Origin of the sequence: Sorangium sp. So ce834 (assembly GCF_051521425.1) — a bacterium.
Taxonomy (GTDB): Bacteria; Myxococcota_A; Polyangia; order Polyangiales; family Polyangiaceae; genus Sorangium; species Sorangium cellulosum_D.
In genome coordinates, this window is sequence record NZ_CP150351.1 from 10,696,550 (window position 1) to 10,711,966 (window position 15,417).

The 15,417-nt window shown below is 73.4% G+C and carries 11 protein-coding genes; 8 read left to right on the forward strand and 3 right to left on the reverse strand.

Going from position 1 to position 15,417, the window contains the following annotated elements:
- Positions 1 to 20: 20 nt before the first annotated feature.
- Positions 21 to 2,426, reverse strand: coding sequence for a protein kinase domain-containing protein (locus tag WMF20_RS39400; protein WP_437606901.1), 2,406 nt, complete (start codon positions 2,424 to 2,426; stop codon positions 21 to 23).
- 109 nt (positions 2,427 to 2,535) lie between these two features.
- Here WMF20_RS39400 and WMF20_RS39405 point away from each other — a divergent pair, with 109 nt between their 5' ends.
- The 4 genes from WMF20_RS39405 to WMF20_RS39420 all read left to right on the forward strand — a co-directional run bounded on the left by WMF20_RS39405 (position 2,536) and on the right by WMF20_RS39420 (position 7,172).
- Positions 2,536 to 3,576, forward strand: coding sequence for an ABC transporter ATP-binding protein (locus tag WMF20_RS39405; protein ID WP_437606902.1), 1,041 nt, complete (start codon positions 2,536 to 2,538; stop codon positions 3,574 to 3,576).
- The gene (locus WMF20_RS39410; protein ID WP_437606903.1) at positions 3,573 to 4,379 is read left to right on the forward strand and encodes an ABC transporter permease; all 807 of its coding nucleotides are present in this window, start codon (positions 3,573 to 3,575) and stop codon (positions 4,377 to 4,379) included. The genes WMF20_RS39405 and WMF20_RS39410 overlap by 4 nt, the downstream gene beginning before the upstream one ends.
- A 5-nt stretch (positions 4,380 to 4,384) precedes the next feature.
- A complete protein-coding gene (locus WMF20_RS39415) occupies positions 4,385 to 5,170 on the forward strand; it encodes an ABC transporter permease (RefSeq protein WP_437617211.1) in 786 nt (261 codons plus the stop codon).
- 91 nt (positions 5,171 to 5,261) lie between these two features.
- Positions 5,262 to 7,172 carry a PAS domain-containing protein gene (locus WMF20_RS39420; protein ID WP_437606904.1) on the forward strand — a complete coding sequence of 637 codons (1,911 nt, stop codon included), beginning with the start codon at positions 5,262 to 5,264 and terminating at the stop codon, positions 7,170 to 7,172.
- A gap of 90 nt (positions 7,173 to 7,262) precedes the next feature.
- Here WMF20_RS39420 and WMF20_RS39425 read toward each other — a convergent pair whose 3' ends face one another.
- Together WMF20_RS39425 and WMF20_RS39430 are read right to left on the reverse strand one after the other, a co-directional pair.
- Positions 7,263 to 9,248 (reverse strand): hypothetical protein, encoded by a 1,986-nt coding sequence (locus WMF20_RS39425; RefSeq protein ID WP_437606905.1) that lies wholly within the window; start codon positions 9,246 to 9,248, stop codon positions 7,263 to 7,265.
- Between the two features lie 377 nt (positions 9,249 to 9,625).
- Positions 9,626 to 10,525, reverse strand: coding sequence for a LysR family transcriptional regulator (locus WMF20_RS39430; protein WP_437606906.1), 900 nt, complete (start codon positions 10,523 to 10,525; stop codon positions 9,626 to 9,628).
- A 146-nt stretch (positions 10,526 to 10,671) separates the two neighbouring features.
- On the opposite strand from WMF20_RS39430, the gene WMF20_RS39435 reads away from it, so the two are divergent.
- From WMF20_RS39435 to WMF20_RS39450, 4 genes are all read left to right on the forward strand, one after another.
- Entirely contained in the window at positions 10,672 to 11,295 is a 624-nt protein-coding gene (locus WMF20_RS39435) for a glutathione S-transferase family protein (protein ID WP_437606907.1), read from the forward strand.
- Entirely contained in the window at positions 11,292 to 12,296 is a 1,005-nt protein-coding gene (locus tag WMF20_RS39440) for a pyridoxamine 5'-phosphate oxidase family protein (RefSeq protein WP_437606908.1), read from the forward strand. The genes WMF20_RS39435 and WMF20_RS39440 overlap by 4 nt, the downstream gene beginning before the upstream one ends.
- Before the next feature lie 132 nt (positions 12,297 to 12,428).
- The gene (locus WMF20_RS39445) at positions 12,429 to 13,973 is read left to right on the forward strand and encodes a sensor histidine kinase (protein WP_437606909.1); all 1,545 of its coding nucleotides are present in this window, start codon (positions 12,429 to 12,431) and stop codon (positions 13,971 to 13,973) included.
- A 51-nt stretch (positions 13,974 to 14,024) separates the two neighbouring features.
- On the forward strand, positions 14,025 to 15,407 hold the full coding sequence (locus WMF20_RS39450; protein WP_437606910.1) for a sigma-54-dependent transcriptional regulator: 1,383 nt from the start codon (positions 14,025 to 14,027) through the stop codon (positions 15,405 to 15,407).
- Positions 15,408 to 15,417 lie beyond the last annotated feature (10 nt).

Consider the following 15,417-nt stretch of genomic DNA (forward strand, 5'->3'; position numbering starts at 1 on the left):
CGCCGCCCCGGACGCGCGCGTCAGCGCTCGCGGTACACCGCGACCACGGCGGAGGCCCGCCGCTCCACCTCGGCCTGGATCGCCGCGTAGCGCGGATCCGCGCGCAGCGAGGCGAAGAGGGGACAGCGCTCCATCCAGATCAGGTCGAACAGGCCGTCGGCCAGCGAGAGCTCGAGCGCGCGCAGCGCGAGCTCCGGTCGGCCCAGGAAGGCCGCGAGCTCCGCCTGGATCTGCCGCATGAACGACGTGCGCCGCAGCGCCGTGACGGGCGCGCTCGGGCCCGGCGCCAGCGCGGAACGGTCGTCCGACAGCCGATCCGAGACGACGTCGTCGATCATCGGGAAGAACTGGTCGGGGGCGTACGGGAAGGCGTCGCGCACGCGCCGCTGAGAGAGCGCCGCGAGCACCTCCGGGTCGCTCTGCCACATCGCCATGCGCATCCGGAAGACGGCGTTTCCCGATCCGCTGCCCGAAGACGGCAGCGCCCTGAGCACGTCGTCGCCCTCCGATGGCCTGCCCAGGAGCGCGTACGCGCGCGCGAGCGCGTACGCGGCGAGCAACACCTCGGGATCGCGCGCAAGCGCAGACCGCGCCCGCCGCGCGCCCTCCTCGAACGCGCCGCACTCGATCAGGATGGAGCCGATGAGGCCCTCCGCCTCGGCGTTCCCGGATTGGGACGCGAGCGCGGCCTTGAGCTCCCGCATCGCCCCGATCACGTCCAGGCGCTGGAGCCGCACCGACGCCATCGCGAGCCGCGCGTCCGCCAGCCCGGGCGCCGCGGCGGCGGCGCGCGCCGCCGCCTGTATGGCCAGCTCGCCGCCCTGATCCGTGAAGAACCAGAAGCGCGAGCGCGCGAGCGCGTACGCCGACAGGATCATCGGATCCTCGGGCGCGCGCGCGAGCGCCTGCTCGAAGAGCTCGATCGCGCGCGCCTGGTGCTCCGGCCAGTACCTCCGGTACTCGTGGCGACCGCGCAGGAACAGATCGAGCGCGACCGGATCGCTCGGCGCGGTGCGGCTCGGGGCGGCCGCGTCGAGGGTCAGCGCCGCCGCGACCGCCTCGGCCACCTCGTCGTTGATCCGCAGCACCTCGGCCTCGGGGCGGTCGAAGCGCTTCGCCCACAGCTGGAACCCGTCGGCGACGCAGACGAGCCGCGCGCTGATCCGCACCGTCCCGTCGCGCCGCCGCACCGAGCCGCCAACGACCACCTGCACCCCGAGCTCGCGCCCGATCTCGCGCGCGTCGACCTCACCGTCCGGCCGCCGCGGCAGCGACCCGCGCGACCTCACCCGCAGGCCCCGGGTCATCGAGAGCGTGTCGATGAGATCGTCGGTCAGCTCCTCGGCCAGGTACGCGTCGGACGGCGCGCCCTGATTCGCGAACGGGAGGACCGCCACGCTCTTGCCGCCCGGATCGTTCGACGAGGAGATCGGCCCCGAGATGACCCCGGAGATCGCCGTCCGCTCGTGCGGCGGCGTGAACGCCGGCGGGACGACCGTGGCCGGGCGCGTGAGCGACGCGAGCTCGTGCGCGACGCTCTCGACGGACGCGTACCGCTCGTCGCGCGAGCGGGCCATGCACCGGAGCACCACGCGCGCGAGGGCGTCGGGCAGGTCGGCGCGCCGGCGCCGCGGGTCCGGAGGGTCGGAGACGAGGCGCGCCGCGGCGACGGCGAGCGGCGCGTCGCCCTGCCACGCGCGCTCGCCCGTGAGCATCTCGAAGAGCATGGCGCCGAGCGCGTAGACGTCGGCGCGCGCGTCGATGTCCGTGGCGCCCTGCACCTGCTCGGGCGCCATGTACGCCGGCGTCCCCATCACCGCGCCCAGCGTCTTGCCCGCCTCGCCGTCCGGCGCGATCGCGCGCGCGATCCCGAAGTCGGTCAGCACGACGCGCCCGTCGCGCCCGAGCAGCACGTTGTCCGGCTTGAGGTCGCGGTGGATGACGCCGGCCCGGTGCGCGGCCACGAGCCCCGCGCACACGCTCTCGAGGATGTCCATGGTGCGGGCCACGGCGAGCCGCCGCTCGCGCGCGAGGAGCGCGGCGAGCGGCTCGCCGTCGATGAACTCCATCGTCAGGAACCGGTCGCCCTCGTGCTCGCCGATGTCGAAGACGCGCGCCACGTTGGGGTGCGTCACCTTGCGCGAGAGCCGCACCTCGCGCCGGAACCGATCGATCACCTCGGGCGAGCCGCTGAGCTCGCGCCGCAGCACCTTGACGGCGACGACCTCCTCGAGCTCCAGGTCGCGGGCGCGGTACACGCTCCCCATGCCGCCGATGCCGACCAGCCCGAGGAGCTCGTACCGGCCGGCGAGGACCTGGCGCGGGCCGGTCTCGGCGGCGGCGTTCGAGGGCTCGGCGCCCGCCCGGGCGCCGCTCGCCGGGAGCGGTGTGTCGTGGATCGTGTCGTCCTTGAAGCTCTGCGGCATAGGGGATCCGGGCCGTTGCCCCCCGCGCCCTGAGGTTAGCCCGGATCGGCCGAGCGAGCATTCGGTGGCCGCGGGAGCTCCAGCGCGGAGGTGCTAGTGTCCGCCGACCATGGCAGAGGCGTCGAGCGCGATCGCGGTGGAATCGCTCTGCAAATCGTACCAGGTCCACGAGCGCGCCCCCGGCTTCGGGGCCATGGTGCGCTCGGTCTTCCGGCGCCGCACCCGGGTGGTCCACGCGGTCGAGGACCTGTCGTTCTCGATCGCGCCCGGCGAGCGCGTCGGTTTCCTGGGCCCGAACGGCGCCGGCAAGACGACGACGCTGAAGGTCCTCTCCGGCCTGCTCCACCCGTCGGGCGGCCGGGTCCGGGTGGCGGGCTTCGTCCCGCAGCACCGCGAGGTCGGCTTCCTCAAGCGGATCACCCTCGTGATGGGCCAGAAGCAGCAGCTCCTCTGGGACCTCCCCCCCGCCGAGACCTTCGCCCTGAACCGCGCCATCTACGGGATCAGTGAGGCGGACTTCAAGGAGACGCTCGGTGAGCTGGAAGACCTGCTCGGGATCGCCGCCATCGCCTCGAAGCCGACGCGGCAGCTCTCGCTCGGCGAGCGCATGAAGTGCGAGCTCGCGGCCGCCCTGCTGCACCGGCCGGAGATCCTGTTCCTCGACGAGCCGACGATCGGGCTCGACGTGGCGATGCAGCTCGGCGTGCGGGAGTTCATCCGCCGCTACAACGAGCAGCGCCGGGCCACGGTGGTGCTCACGTCCCATTACATGGACGACGTGGCGGCGCTCTGCCCTCGGGTCATCGTCATCGACAAGGGGCGGCTGCGCTACGACGGCGACCTCGCGGCGCTCGCCCGCAGCGTGCGGCCTCACAAGCGGATCGCGCTGCGCTTCGGCGGCCCGGTCGACCGGGCGCTCCTCGAGCGGGTCGGCGCCGTGCTCTCGTTCGAGCCGGGCCGCGCGGTGCTGCAGGTGTCGCAGGAGGAGCTGCGCCAGGCCATGTCCTGGCTGCTCGGCCAGACCGACATCGCGGATCTCACGGTCGAGGATCCTCCCCTGGAGGAGGTGATGCGGGAGCTCTTCGCGGGCGAGGGGCCGGCCGGCGAGCCGGCGGGCGCCGCGGGCGCCGCGGGCGGGGCCGCGTCGTGAGCGCGGTCTCCAGGGCGGCCCGGGCGTTCCCGACGCTGCTCCGCGTCGGGGTCGCGGCCGCGATGGCGTACCGGGCCGAGATGCTGATCTGGATGCTCACGACGACGATGCCGCTCGTGAGCCTCGCGCTCTGGTCGGCGGTGGCGGCGAGCGCCCCGGTCGGCCGCTTCGGGGCGAGCGATTTCACCGCGTATTTCCTGGCCATCCTCATCGTCCGGCAGATGACCGGCTCGTGGCTCGTCTGGGAGCTGAACATGGAGATCAAGAGCGGCGCCCTCTCGCAGCGCCTGCTCAAGCCGATCCACCCGCTCGTCTCCTTCGCCGCCGACAACCTCGCCGCGCTCCCGCTGCGGGCGGCGCTCTGCCTGCCCATCGCGATCGTCGCGCTCGCCGTCACCTCGGGCGAGCGGTTCCAGCCGACGCCCCTCGAGCTCGGGATCTGGGCGGCGTCGCTGGTCGGCGCCTGGATGATCAACTTCTTCATGATGGCGCTGATCGGCTCGCTCGCGTTCGTGATCGAGAGCTCGACCGCGGTGTTCGACGTCTACCTCGCGGCCTTCATGGTCCTCGCCGGCTACCTCGTCCCGATCGAGCTGTTCCCCGCGTGGCTCGGCGACGTCGCGCGGGCCCTGCCGTTCCGGTACAGCCTCGCGTTCCCGGTCGAGCTCATCACCGGCCTGCTCGCGCCGGGCCGCGCGCTCACCGAGCTCGCGGTGCAGTGGGCGTTCGCGCTCTTCACCGCCGCGGCGGCGCTCGTCGCGTGGCGCGCGGGCGTCCGGCGGTTCTCGGCGTTCGGCGGGTGAGCGGCGTGCGTTACCTCCGGCTCCTCGCGACGCAGCTGCGCGTCTCGCTCGCGCTCGGGATGCAGTACCGGTGGGATTTCCTGCTCGGCGCGGTGATGACCGTGGTCTGGACGCTGGTCGGGCTCGTCCCGCTCCACATCGCGCTCGCCGCCCGCCCGCCGGTCCAGGGCTGGACCTACGAGAGCGCGCTCGTCGTGGTCGGGTGGTTCACGCTCCTCAAGGGCATCCTGGAGGGGGCCGTGAACCCGTCGCTCATCAGCGTGGTCGACCAGATCCGGAAGGGCACGCTCGACTTCACGCTGCTCAAGCCGGCGGACGCGCAGTTCCTCGTGTCCACGGCCAGGTTCGAGGTCCGCAAGGTCGTGGACGCCGCGGCCGCGGCGGCGATCTTCGTCTATGCGTTCACGAAGATGGGCCGCGCCCCCGCGCCCGCCGACCTGGCGCTCTCGCTGTGCCTGCTCGTGACGGCGACGCTGGTGCTCTACTCCATCTGCATCCTGGTCATCTCCGCCGCGTTCTGGGTCGTGCGCCTCGACAACCTGGCGTACCTCTTCAACTCCCTCTTCGATTTCGCGCGCTGGCCGGTCACGATCTTCAACGGGTTCTGGCGCATCGCGTTCACCGTCGTCGTCCCGCTCGCGCTGATGACCACCTACCCGGCGGAGGCGATGCTCGGCACCATCGCCCCGCGCACGGCCGCCGCCGCGGCGCTCGGGGCGCTCGCCTTCGGCGCCGTCGGCCGCGCGGTGTGGAAACGGGCGATAGGGCGGTATACATCCGCGTCGAGCTGAGCGCCGTGAGGCCTTCCGGCGCGCGGCGCTGCGCACTAGGCTCGTCGACTTGACCTCCTGGCGCGAGGAGGGGCGGCATGGGGAAGGAGCCATGGTGGAGCACGGAGGGCTGACGCTCGAGGAGTTTGGCCGGAACCTCCTCGATCTCACGATGACGGACGACGTGATTCGCCGGCGAGCGATATCCCTCCTGCCGCTGGCGCGCCGCGAGGAGCGGGAGCTCAAGATCCTCGGGAAGCCGTCGCGCCTCACGGTCGACTTCCAGATCGGCGACGCGACGGTGACGCGCGGCGTGAGCGTCGCGTTCGACGTCTCGATCCCGCAGGTCCTGACGGTCCGGGTCGATACGGCCGGGGAGGCCGACGCGGCGGAGCATCGGCTCGACGCGACGATCGTGCTGCGCATCACGCCGAGGCCGCGCGCGCCGCTCGGGATCTACCTCGACGTGGCGGAGCCGGCGGCGGGGTCGGTGCTGTTCGCCGAGCTGCAGGCCGGCTCGAAGGACTACCTGCGCGCCAGGATCGAAGAGGAGGTGCGCAAGGAGCTCCTCCGCCTCGTCCGCGCCCGGATCGCGGAGACCGAGGCCGAGCGCGCCATCGATCTGGAGGAGCCGCTCGCCCGCGCGCTCGGGGCCGCTTTCGCCGATCCGGGCGGCCGCGAGGCGCCGCCGCCGAGCCGGCTGCGCGCGGGCGGCGCCGCGCCCCAGCACGGCGCCGCGGCCCAGCACGGCGCTCCGGCCGGCGAGCTGGACGCGCAGCTCCGGACCTTCGGGAACGCCATGCCCCTCCAGGTGTGGACCGCGCGCCCGGACGGCAAGCTGAACTTCGTGAACCAGGCCGTGCTCGACTACTTCGATCGCACGGAGGCCCAGATGCTCGGCGAGGGCTGGCTCGCCATGCTGCACCCGGACGACGTCCAGAAGACGATTGCGGTGTGGACGCGGAGCCTGGAGACGGGGCAGCCGTACGAGACGGAGTTCCGCCTGCGGCGCGCGAGCGACCAGAGCTACCGCGAGCACGTGGTGAGCGCGCTGCCGCAGCGCGACGCGGCGGGGAACATCGTGCTGTGGATCGGCGGCACGACCGACGTGGCTGAGCTGCGCCGGGCCGAGGCCGCCCTGCGGCGGAGCGAGGCACGTTACCGGCTCTTCGCGGAGGGGACGAACGAGGGCATCTGGTTCTGGAACATCCGCGAGGACACGACGGAGTGGAGCGATCGCATGCTGGAGATGATGGGCGTCGGCCGCGAGGCGTGGGGCGGGACGTTCATGAGCTTCTTCGAGCGCTTGCACCCCGACGATCGGGGCCGCATGCAGGCCGCGCTCAAGGCGCACCTCGAGGAGCGGCGGCCGTTCGCGATCGAGTACCGGCTCCTGCATGAGGACGGGGAGTATCGCGACATGTTCACCCGCGGCATGGCGGAGTGGGACGAGCGGGGCGTGCCGTTCCAGATGGCGGGCGGCGCGACCGACGTCACGGAGCAGAAGCGCCATCAGGCCATGCTGAAGGAGCGGCTCGAGATCATCGAGCGGCAGCAGGAGGCGATCCGGGCGCTGTCGACGCCGATCATCGAGGTCTGGAAGGGGGTCCTGACGATGCCGGTGCTCGGCGTGCTGGACGAGCAGCGCTCGCAGCAGATGATGGAGGTGCTGCTCGAGGCCGTGGCGCGGACCCGGTGCCGTCACGCGATCATCGATCTCACCGGGGTGAGCGCGCTGGACGCGGCCACGGCCGATCACGTGCTGAGGCTCATCGACGCCGTCGCGATGCTCGGCGCGCAGGGCATCGTCGTCGGCATCCGGCCCGAGGTGGCGCAGACGGTGGTGTCGCTGGGGCTCGATCTGTCGAACATCAAGACGCTCTCGAACCTGCGGGAGGCGCTCCTCTTCGCGATGCAATCGAGCGGGGTGTCGGTCCGGCGGCGCCGGAGGCGGCGGGATCTGCGCGAGGACGCGGACGAGGCGCCGCGCGCGCGGGAGCCGCTGCCCGAGCGCGAGGGGTGAGGGGCGGCGCGTGAGCGGGCGCGATCCGTGCCGCGATGGGCGGCGCCGCCGCTCCGGCGGGACGAGCTCGCCGAGGAGAAGACGGCGCGATCACCTGGCTCCGGAGCGCCGCCGGCGCACGCCCAGCGCGCCGAGGAGCGCGAGCGCCCCGAGCCATTGCGGGTGAGCCTCACCAGGGCTCGCGACGCCGCAGCCCATCGATGTGTGGCTGCCGCCGTCCGGAGCTCCGGCGTCAGCGCCGCCGCTTCCAGCGTGGTCTCCACCGCTGCCGGCGCCTGGCGCTGAACCGCCGCCGGACGACTGCGAGGCGCTGCCAGCGCCGGCGCTTCCGCTGCCACCTTCGCCAGCGCTGCCGCCTTCGCCAGCGCTACCGCCGGCGCCGCTGCCACCCTCGCCAGCGCTGCCGCCGGCTCCGCCTCTGCCGCCCTCGCCAACGCTGCCGCCGGCGCCGCCGCTGCCACCCTCGCCAGCGCTGCCGCCGGCGCCGCCTCTGCCACCCTCGCCAGCGCTGCCGCTACCCCCCTCACCAGCGCTGCCGCCGGCTCCGCCGCTGCCACCCTCGCCTCCGCTGCCGCCGGCTCCGCCACTGCCACCCTCGCCTCCGCTGCCGCAAATATCGATGGCGCCTGCGGCGCACGCGCCCGCCTGGCAGGTGTCGCCGTCGGTGCATGCATCCCCGTCGTCACAGACCGGGCCGGTGAGCGGCGCACAGCGACCGTTCTGGGAGGCGCCGGCGGCCACCGCGCAAGCATCGCAAGGGCCGGCATCGCAGGCGGCATCGCAGCAGACCCCATCCACGCAGAAGCCGCTCCCGCAGGAGGCGCCATCGTCGCACGGCGCGCCGAGCGGAAACGAAGGCATGTAGAGCTCCGCGTCGGCCATCGAGACGGGCCCGCTCGTCGGATCACCGGCGTCGCCGCCGGCGATCAACACCGCGCCGTCGAGGAGCTGCGTGGCCGTGTGACCAGCCCGGGGGAGCCGCATCGGCGCGGCCGGGCTCCAGCGCTCCGCGACCGGGTCGAACATCCACGCAGCGTCAGAGAACTTGTGGACAGAATCGCAGTCCCACGGATCGGTGCCAGTACACTCCCCGCCGTCGAACTCGATCGTGTAGCCGCCGATGAACAATGCGCGGCCGTCCCGCAGCGCCGTCAGCGCCGGCAACTCGGTCCCGGCCGGCAAGGCGAACGGCGGCGTCGCGGTCTGGGTGTCCGTGACCGGGTCATAGACGCTGGAACCGGCGCCGGGCCCAGAGCCGCGCCGGATCGAGAGCACCCTCCCGTCCGACAGCAACACGATGTCCTTGAAGCTGAGGGCCGGCCCCGGGGTCCATGTCGCCGAGACCGGATCGAACAGCTCGGAGCGGGAGATGCCATCGCTGACGAGGACCCTGCCGTCCCTCAGCGGGATCGCGCCGCGAACCGAGCGCATCGCGGTCAGCATGGGCGTGGTCGCCGACCACGCGTCGGTGGCAGGATCGTAGATCTCCGCGACGCCGCGGCTCGGAGAGGGGCCCTCCAGGACCCCCCCGCCGGCGACGAGCACCCGGCCGTCGGCCAGCACGGCCGTGCCGCACGTCGAGACCGCGCGGGGGGTGGGCATCCGCGCCGTGGAGGTCCACACATCGAGCGCGGGATCGTAGAGCTCGAACGAGACCCCCGACGCGACGAGCACACGGCCGTCCAGGAGGACCATGGCGCGGGCCCGCCGGGCGGTCCCGGTGATGGCCCTCGGCGCGGCAGGAGCCCATGTCCCTGTCGCCGGATCGTACAGCGCCGTGCTGGTGAGGGCCGTCTCCGAGGTCGACCCGTCAGGATAGTGCTCCAGAGTCGTCCGCGTCACGCCACCGAAGACGAGGACCTGGCCGCTGTGGAGCCCGACGGCGTGGTGGTCGGCCCGGGGCTCGGGCATCGTGGAGGTCGCGGCGTCGGCCGGTGGATCCTCGCCCGCGGTCTCGAGGAGGGGCGGGTCGAGCCAGGAGCCGGCCGGCCCCCTGCCCAGGCCGTCGCCCTGCGTGCAGCCGGCCAGGGCCGCAGCGCAGAGGGCAATCGCCGCTGGCCGCACGGGCAGGAGCAAGGCCCCGGCCCCCCGCGCAGCGCTCCGAGAGCCAAGGCTGCTCCCGCTGCCGCCCTCGCTGTCCGCCGAGCATCGTTGAAACGGAAGCGCTCGCATTCTCGTAAGCTCCTGCGCCCCCCGGCCCCTGCCGCGTCGGGCTGCAGGACGTCGGGTGCGCCGGGGCTCGACGAAATTCATCCGAGGCCGAGATCGCGCGGGGCCTCGGGGAAAGATGAAAGCGTGGAGGTCAGCCCCCCGCGAGCGGCGTGATCCACGTGGGGTCGCGGGTGGCGACGGCGGAATGCGGCTGGTCGGCAAGGAGGACGGCAAGCGCTACGCGCGCGCGACCACGACGTGCCTCGTGCTCGACGGGAAATGAGCGGGGGTGCAGGCCGCGATCAGCGTAGCCACGCCTCGGCCCTCAGCCGCTCGACCAGGAAATCGACGAAGGCCCGCACCCTCGCCGCCGCGCGGCGGCCCTCGTAGTGGACGACGTGGATCGGGACCGGCGGCGGCTCGAACGCCGGGAGCACGATGGCGAGGCGCCCGTCGCGCAGCTCCGGGCCGATCTGGTACGAGAGCACGCGCGCGAGCCCCCGTCCGGCAGCGGCCGCCGCGATGGCCACGTCGGCCGTGTTGACGAGGAGCTGGGACGGCGGGAGGACCTTCTCGACCCGCGCGCCCGACCCGAACGACCACTCCTCGGGTGAGCCCGTCTGCGAGAACGAGATGGTGTCGAGCTGCGCCAGGTCGGCCGGCGTCACGGGCGCGCCGCGCGCGGCGAGGTAGCCCGGCGACGCGCAGACCACCCGCCGCACCGAGCCGACGCGGATCGCGGTCAGCGACGAATCCCGCAGATGGGCGATCCGGACGGCGACGTCGATCCCCTCGTCGAGCATGTCCACGACCCGATCGAGGAGCAGCGTCCGCGCCGACACGCGCGGATGGCGCGCCAGGAAATCGAACAGGATCGGCGCGACGAACATCCGCCCGAACAGGACCGGCGCCGTCACGCCGAGCTGCCCCCGCAGCGCCGCGTGAGACCCGGCCGCCGACGCCTCGGCCTCCTCGATCTCCGCGAGGATCCGCTTGCAGTCGGCGAGGAACCGGGCGCCCGCCTCGGTCAGGCGGACGATGCGCGTGGTGCGGTGCAGGAGCCGCGTGCCGATCCGCTCTTCAAGCGCGGAGATGGCCCGCGTCACCGCCGGCGGCGACATGGACAGCCGCCGCGCCGCGGGCGCGAAGCCCTCCTCCTCGGCGACGGCGACGAACACGCGCATGGTGTCCAGCCGATCCATCCAACTATTCCAGTTCCTGGAATGGTCCCTTGTCAAGGATGGGTATTACCCATGGCCGGTGGAATGGGCATCTTCGGCTGGCGAGGCGGGGAAGCCCACGCGGGCCGCGCCGCCTCTCGCCACCATCCCTCCCCAAGGACACCGCGATGACGACCCCTGCCAGACCCATCCGTCTTTATCGTCACCCGCTCTCGGGACACGCGCACCGCGTGGAGCTGTTCCTGTCGCTGCTGCAGCTTCCGTTCGAGCGCGTCGACGTGGATCTGAAGAGCGGCGCCCAGAAGGCGCCCGAGTTCCTGCGCAAGAACCCCTTCGGTCAGGTGCCGGTGATCGAGGACGGCGACGTGACGCTGGCCGACAGCAACGCGATCCTCGTGTACCTGGCCGCGCGCTACGACCCGTCGGGGCGATGGCTCCCGCGCGATCCGGTGGCGGCGGCGCGCGTGCAGCAATGGCTCTCCGTGGCCGCGGGGCAGCTCGCGGCGGGGCCCGCGGCGGCGCGCCTCGTGGCCGTCTTCGGCTTCAAGCTGGATCTCGAGCGGGCCAAGGCGATCGCCGCCCAGCTCCTCACGGTGGTCGATCAGCACCTCTCGGCGCGGCGCTTCCTCGCGGGCGACGCGCCGACCCTCGCGGACGTCGCGATGTACACGTACACGGCGCACGCGCCGGAAGGCGGCGTGTCGCTGGAGCCGTACGGCCACGTGCGCGCGTGGCTCGCCCGCGTGGAGGAGCTGCCCGGCTTCGTGCCGATGACAAGGACGGTCCTGTGAACGCCCTTCCCGGATGGCCCGGCAAGGGGTCGCCCTATCACCCGGGCGAGATGGCCGTGCAGGAGCGGGCCGGCGTGCGCGAGCGGGCCGAGAAGGCCGGACGCAGGGTCATCCGGGATTTCATGCCCGACCAGCACCGCGAGCTGTTCGCGAAGCTGCCGTTGTTGCTCGTCGGGAGCCTCGACGCGCAGGGCAGGCCCTGGGCCTCGCTCCTCGTGGGGCGGCCGGGGTTCATCGCCTCGCCGGATCCGCGCACGCTCGCCGTGAACGCGCGCCCGCTGCCCGACGATCCGCTCGCCGCGCACCTCGTGGCGGGCGCGCCGGTGGGCCTGCTCGGCATCCAGCTCGAGACCCGCCGTCGCAACCGGATGAACGGCACGATCGTCGAGGCCGGAGACGGCGGCTTCGTCGTCGAGGTCGGGCAGAGCTTCGGCAACTGCCCGCAGTACATCCAGGCGCGAGAGCCGGTGTTCGTGAGAGAGCCCGGCGCGGCCGCCGCGCCTCCGGCGGCGCAGAAGGAAGGGCCGATCCTGTCCGCCGGCGCCGCGGCGTTGATCCGCCGGGCGGACACGTTCTTCATCGCGACCGCCGCGCCGGCCGCGCGCGGGGGCGGCGCGACCGAGGGGGCCGACGTGTCCCACCGGGGCGGCAAGCCCGGCTTCGTGCGCGTGACCGAGGAGGGCGGCCGCACGCTGCTGACCTCGCCGGATTTCGCCGGGAACTCCGCGTTCAACACGTTCGGCAACCTGGCGCTGAACCCGCGCGCCGGGCTGCTCTTCGTGGACTTCGCGTCCGGCGGGGTGCTGTCGCTGACCGGAAAGGCCGAGGTGCTCTGGGACGGGGCGGAGCTCGCCGCCTTCGCCGGGGCCCAGCGGCTGCTGCGGTTCCGCGTGGCCGAGGGCGTGTGGACGGACGACGCGGTGCCGCTGCGCTGGTCGGCGCCGGTGGCGGCGCCGCAGCTCGCGGCGACCGGCTCGTGGGAGGACGTGGAGCGCGCGTGACAGAGGCGCTGCGGGGCCTGCCCAGGGGAGTTTTGCCCCACCGGGGAGATCCGGGGCGGCCCCGGAACGACCCGCGCGGCGACGCTCCGGCTTGAGAATGCGCACGCGTCCTGCATCCTCCTCCAGGATCCCATGCGGCTCGCCAGCAAGCTCACCTTGGCCCTCGTCCTCGTCATGTGCGCGGCGCTGAGCCTCTACGGCTACCTCTCGGTCCGGCGCGAGCGGGCGCTGTTCGAGATGGACATGCGGCGCGACGAGCACCTCATCGGCATCGCCCTGCGCGCGGCGGTGACCGAGCGGTGGCGGCGCGACGGGCTCGACGAGGCGCTCCGCGTGCTCGACGAGGCGAGCGAGCGCAATGACGGCGTGCACTTCCGCTGGGTCTGGCTCGACGCGCCCCCCGGCGACCGCTTCGCGCCGGCGCTGCCCGCCGACGAGATCGCCGAGCTCGCCGGGGGCACCGAGGTGTTCCGGATGCAGCGCGAGGGCGACAAGACCGGGCGCTTTTACACCTACGCGCCGGTCGCCGTGGACCCGGCGCGCGTCGGCGCGATCGAGATCTCGGAGTCGCTCGAGGAGGAGGAGTCGTACGTCCAGGCGGGCGTGGTCAACACGGTGATCACCATCATCGCCCTCGCGGCGCTGAGCGGTCTGCTGGCGATGACCTTCGGGCAGCTCCTCGTCGGGCGCCCGACGCAGCGGCTGGTCGACAAGACCCGGCGCATCGGGGAAGGCGACCTCGGCGGCCCGCTGATCCTGTCGCAACGCGACGAGCTCGGGCAGATCGCCCGCGAGATCAACGCGATGTGCGAGCACCTCGCCGAGGCGCGCGAGCGCGCCGCCCGGGAGACGACCGCGCGCATCGCCGCGCTGGAGCAGCTCCGGCACGCCGATCGGCTCACCACCGTGGGCAAGCTGGCGTCGGGCATCGCGCACGAGCTCGGCACGCCGCTCAACGTGGTGGGCGGCCGCGCCAAGATGATCGCCCGCGGCCTCTCGCCGGAGGAGGCGGCGGACAGCGCGCGCATCATCGCCGAGCAGGCGGATCGGATGACGAAGATCATCCGGCAGCTGCTCGATTTCGCGCGCCGCCGGGTGGCGCAGAAGGCGCCGGCCGATCTGGCGCAGATCGCGCGCCAGACGCTGGCCCTCTTGGAGCCCCTCGCCCGCAAGCGGGGCGTGACGCTCCGCCTCGACGAGGCGGACCTCGCCCCGCCGGGGGCGCAGGCCGAGGTGGACACCGGGCAGATGCAGCAGGTGCTCACGAACCTCGTGATGAACGGCATGCAGTCGATGAGGCGCGGCGGCGAGCTCACGGTGCGCGTCGAGCGCGCGCGCGCCCGCCCGCCGGCCGATCACGGCGGCGCCGAGGGCGAGCACGTCGCCGTCCGGGTGATCGACCGCGGCGACGGGATCGCGCCCGAGAACATCCTCCGCGTGTTCGAGCCGTTCTTCACCACGAAGGACGTCGGCGAGGGCACCGGCCTCGGGCTGAGCGTCTCCTACGGCATCGTGCGCGAGCACGGGGGCTGGCTCGACGTGGAGAGCGAGCTCGGCAAGGGCTCGACCTTCACGATGTACCTCGCCCCGAGCGGCCCGGGGGGCGAGGCGCCGGCGACCGGGGAGGAGCGCGCGCCCCCTCCGGGGCAGGGCGGGCCGGCCGGGACGGCGGCCTAGCGGCGGCTGGTCGCAGGCCCGGCGCTGTACTACGTCATCGTTCGAGGAGAGATGGGACGGCGAGCGCTGATCATCGACGACGACGAGGCGATGTGCGCGTGGCTCGCGGCGGATCTCCGCGCGCGGGGCGTCGAGGCGACCACGCGGACCTCACCTGCGGAGGCGCTCTCGCTGCTCGAGGAGGACGAGCGCTTCGACGTCCTCCTGACCGACCTGAACATGCGCGGCATGGATGGGATCGCGGTCTGCCGCCGGGCGGCCGAGATCCGGCCGGACCTGCCGGTGGTGGTGATCACCGCCTTCGGCAGCATCGAGACGGCGGTGCAGGCGATCCGCGCGGGCGCGTACGACTACGTGACAAAGCCGGTCGACATCGAGGCGCTGGCGCTGGCGCTGGAGCGGGCGATCGCGCACCACGCGCTCAAGGCCGAGGTGCGGCGGCTGCGCCGCGCGGTGGCCGGGCCCGGCGCGTTCCCGGACCTCATCGGCCGGAGCGCGGCGATGCGGACGGTGCAGGACCTGATCGAGCGCATCGCCGACGCGGAGGCGACGGTGCTCATCACGGGCGAGAGCGGGACGGGCAAGGAGGTCGTCGCGCGGGCGCTGCACGAGCGGAGCCGCCGCAAGGGGGGGCCGTTCGTGGCGATCAACTGCGCGGCGGTGCCGGAGTCGCTGATCGAGAGCGAGCTCTTCGGGCATGCGCGGGGCGCGTTCACCGACGCGCGCGCGGCGCGCTCCGGGCTGTTCGTGGAGGCGAACGGCGGGACGCTGCTCCTCGACGAGATCGGGGAGCTGCCGCTCGCGGTGCAGCCGAAGCTGCTCCGCGCCCTGCAGGAGCGCCGGGTGCGGCCGGTGGGCGGGAACGCGGAGGTGCCGTTCGATGCGCGCATCGTGGCCGCGACGAACCGCGACCTGGACGAGGCGGTCGAGGAGCGCCGGTTCCGGGAGGATCTGTATTACCGGATCAACGTGCTCCACGTGGAGCTGCCGCCGGTGCGGGCGCGGGGCAGCGATGTGCTGCTGCTCGCGCAGCGCTTCCTGGAGGACTTCGCCGCGCGCTCGGGCAAGGAGGTGGTGGGCCTGTCGCCCGCGGCCGCCGAGCGGCTGCTTGCGTACTCGTGGCCGGGCAACGTGCGGGAGATCCAGAACTGCATCGAGCGGGCGGTGGCGCTCACGCGGTACCAGGAGATCACGGTGGACGATCTGCCGGCGAAGGTGCGGGAGCACCGGCCGTCGCACGTGCTCGTGGCGGGGGATGATCCGTCGGAGCTCGTGCCGCTCGAGGAGGTGGAGCGCCGGTACATCCTGCGGGTGCTGGAGGCGGCGGGCGGGAACAAGACGCTGGCGGCCCGGATCCTGGGGCTCGACCGGAAGACGCTGCACCGCAAGCTCGAGCGGTGGGAGCCGGCCGGCGGGGCGGCGAAGGGCGGCTGAGGCGCGGAGC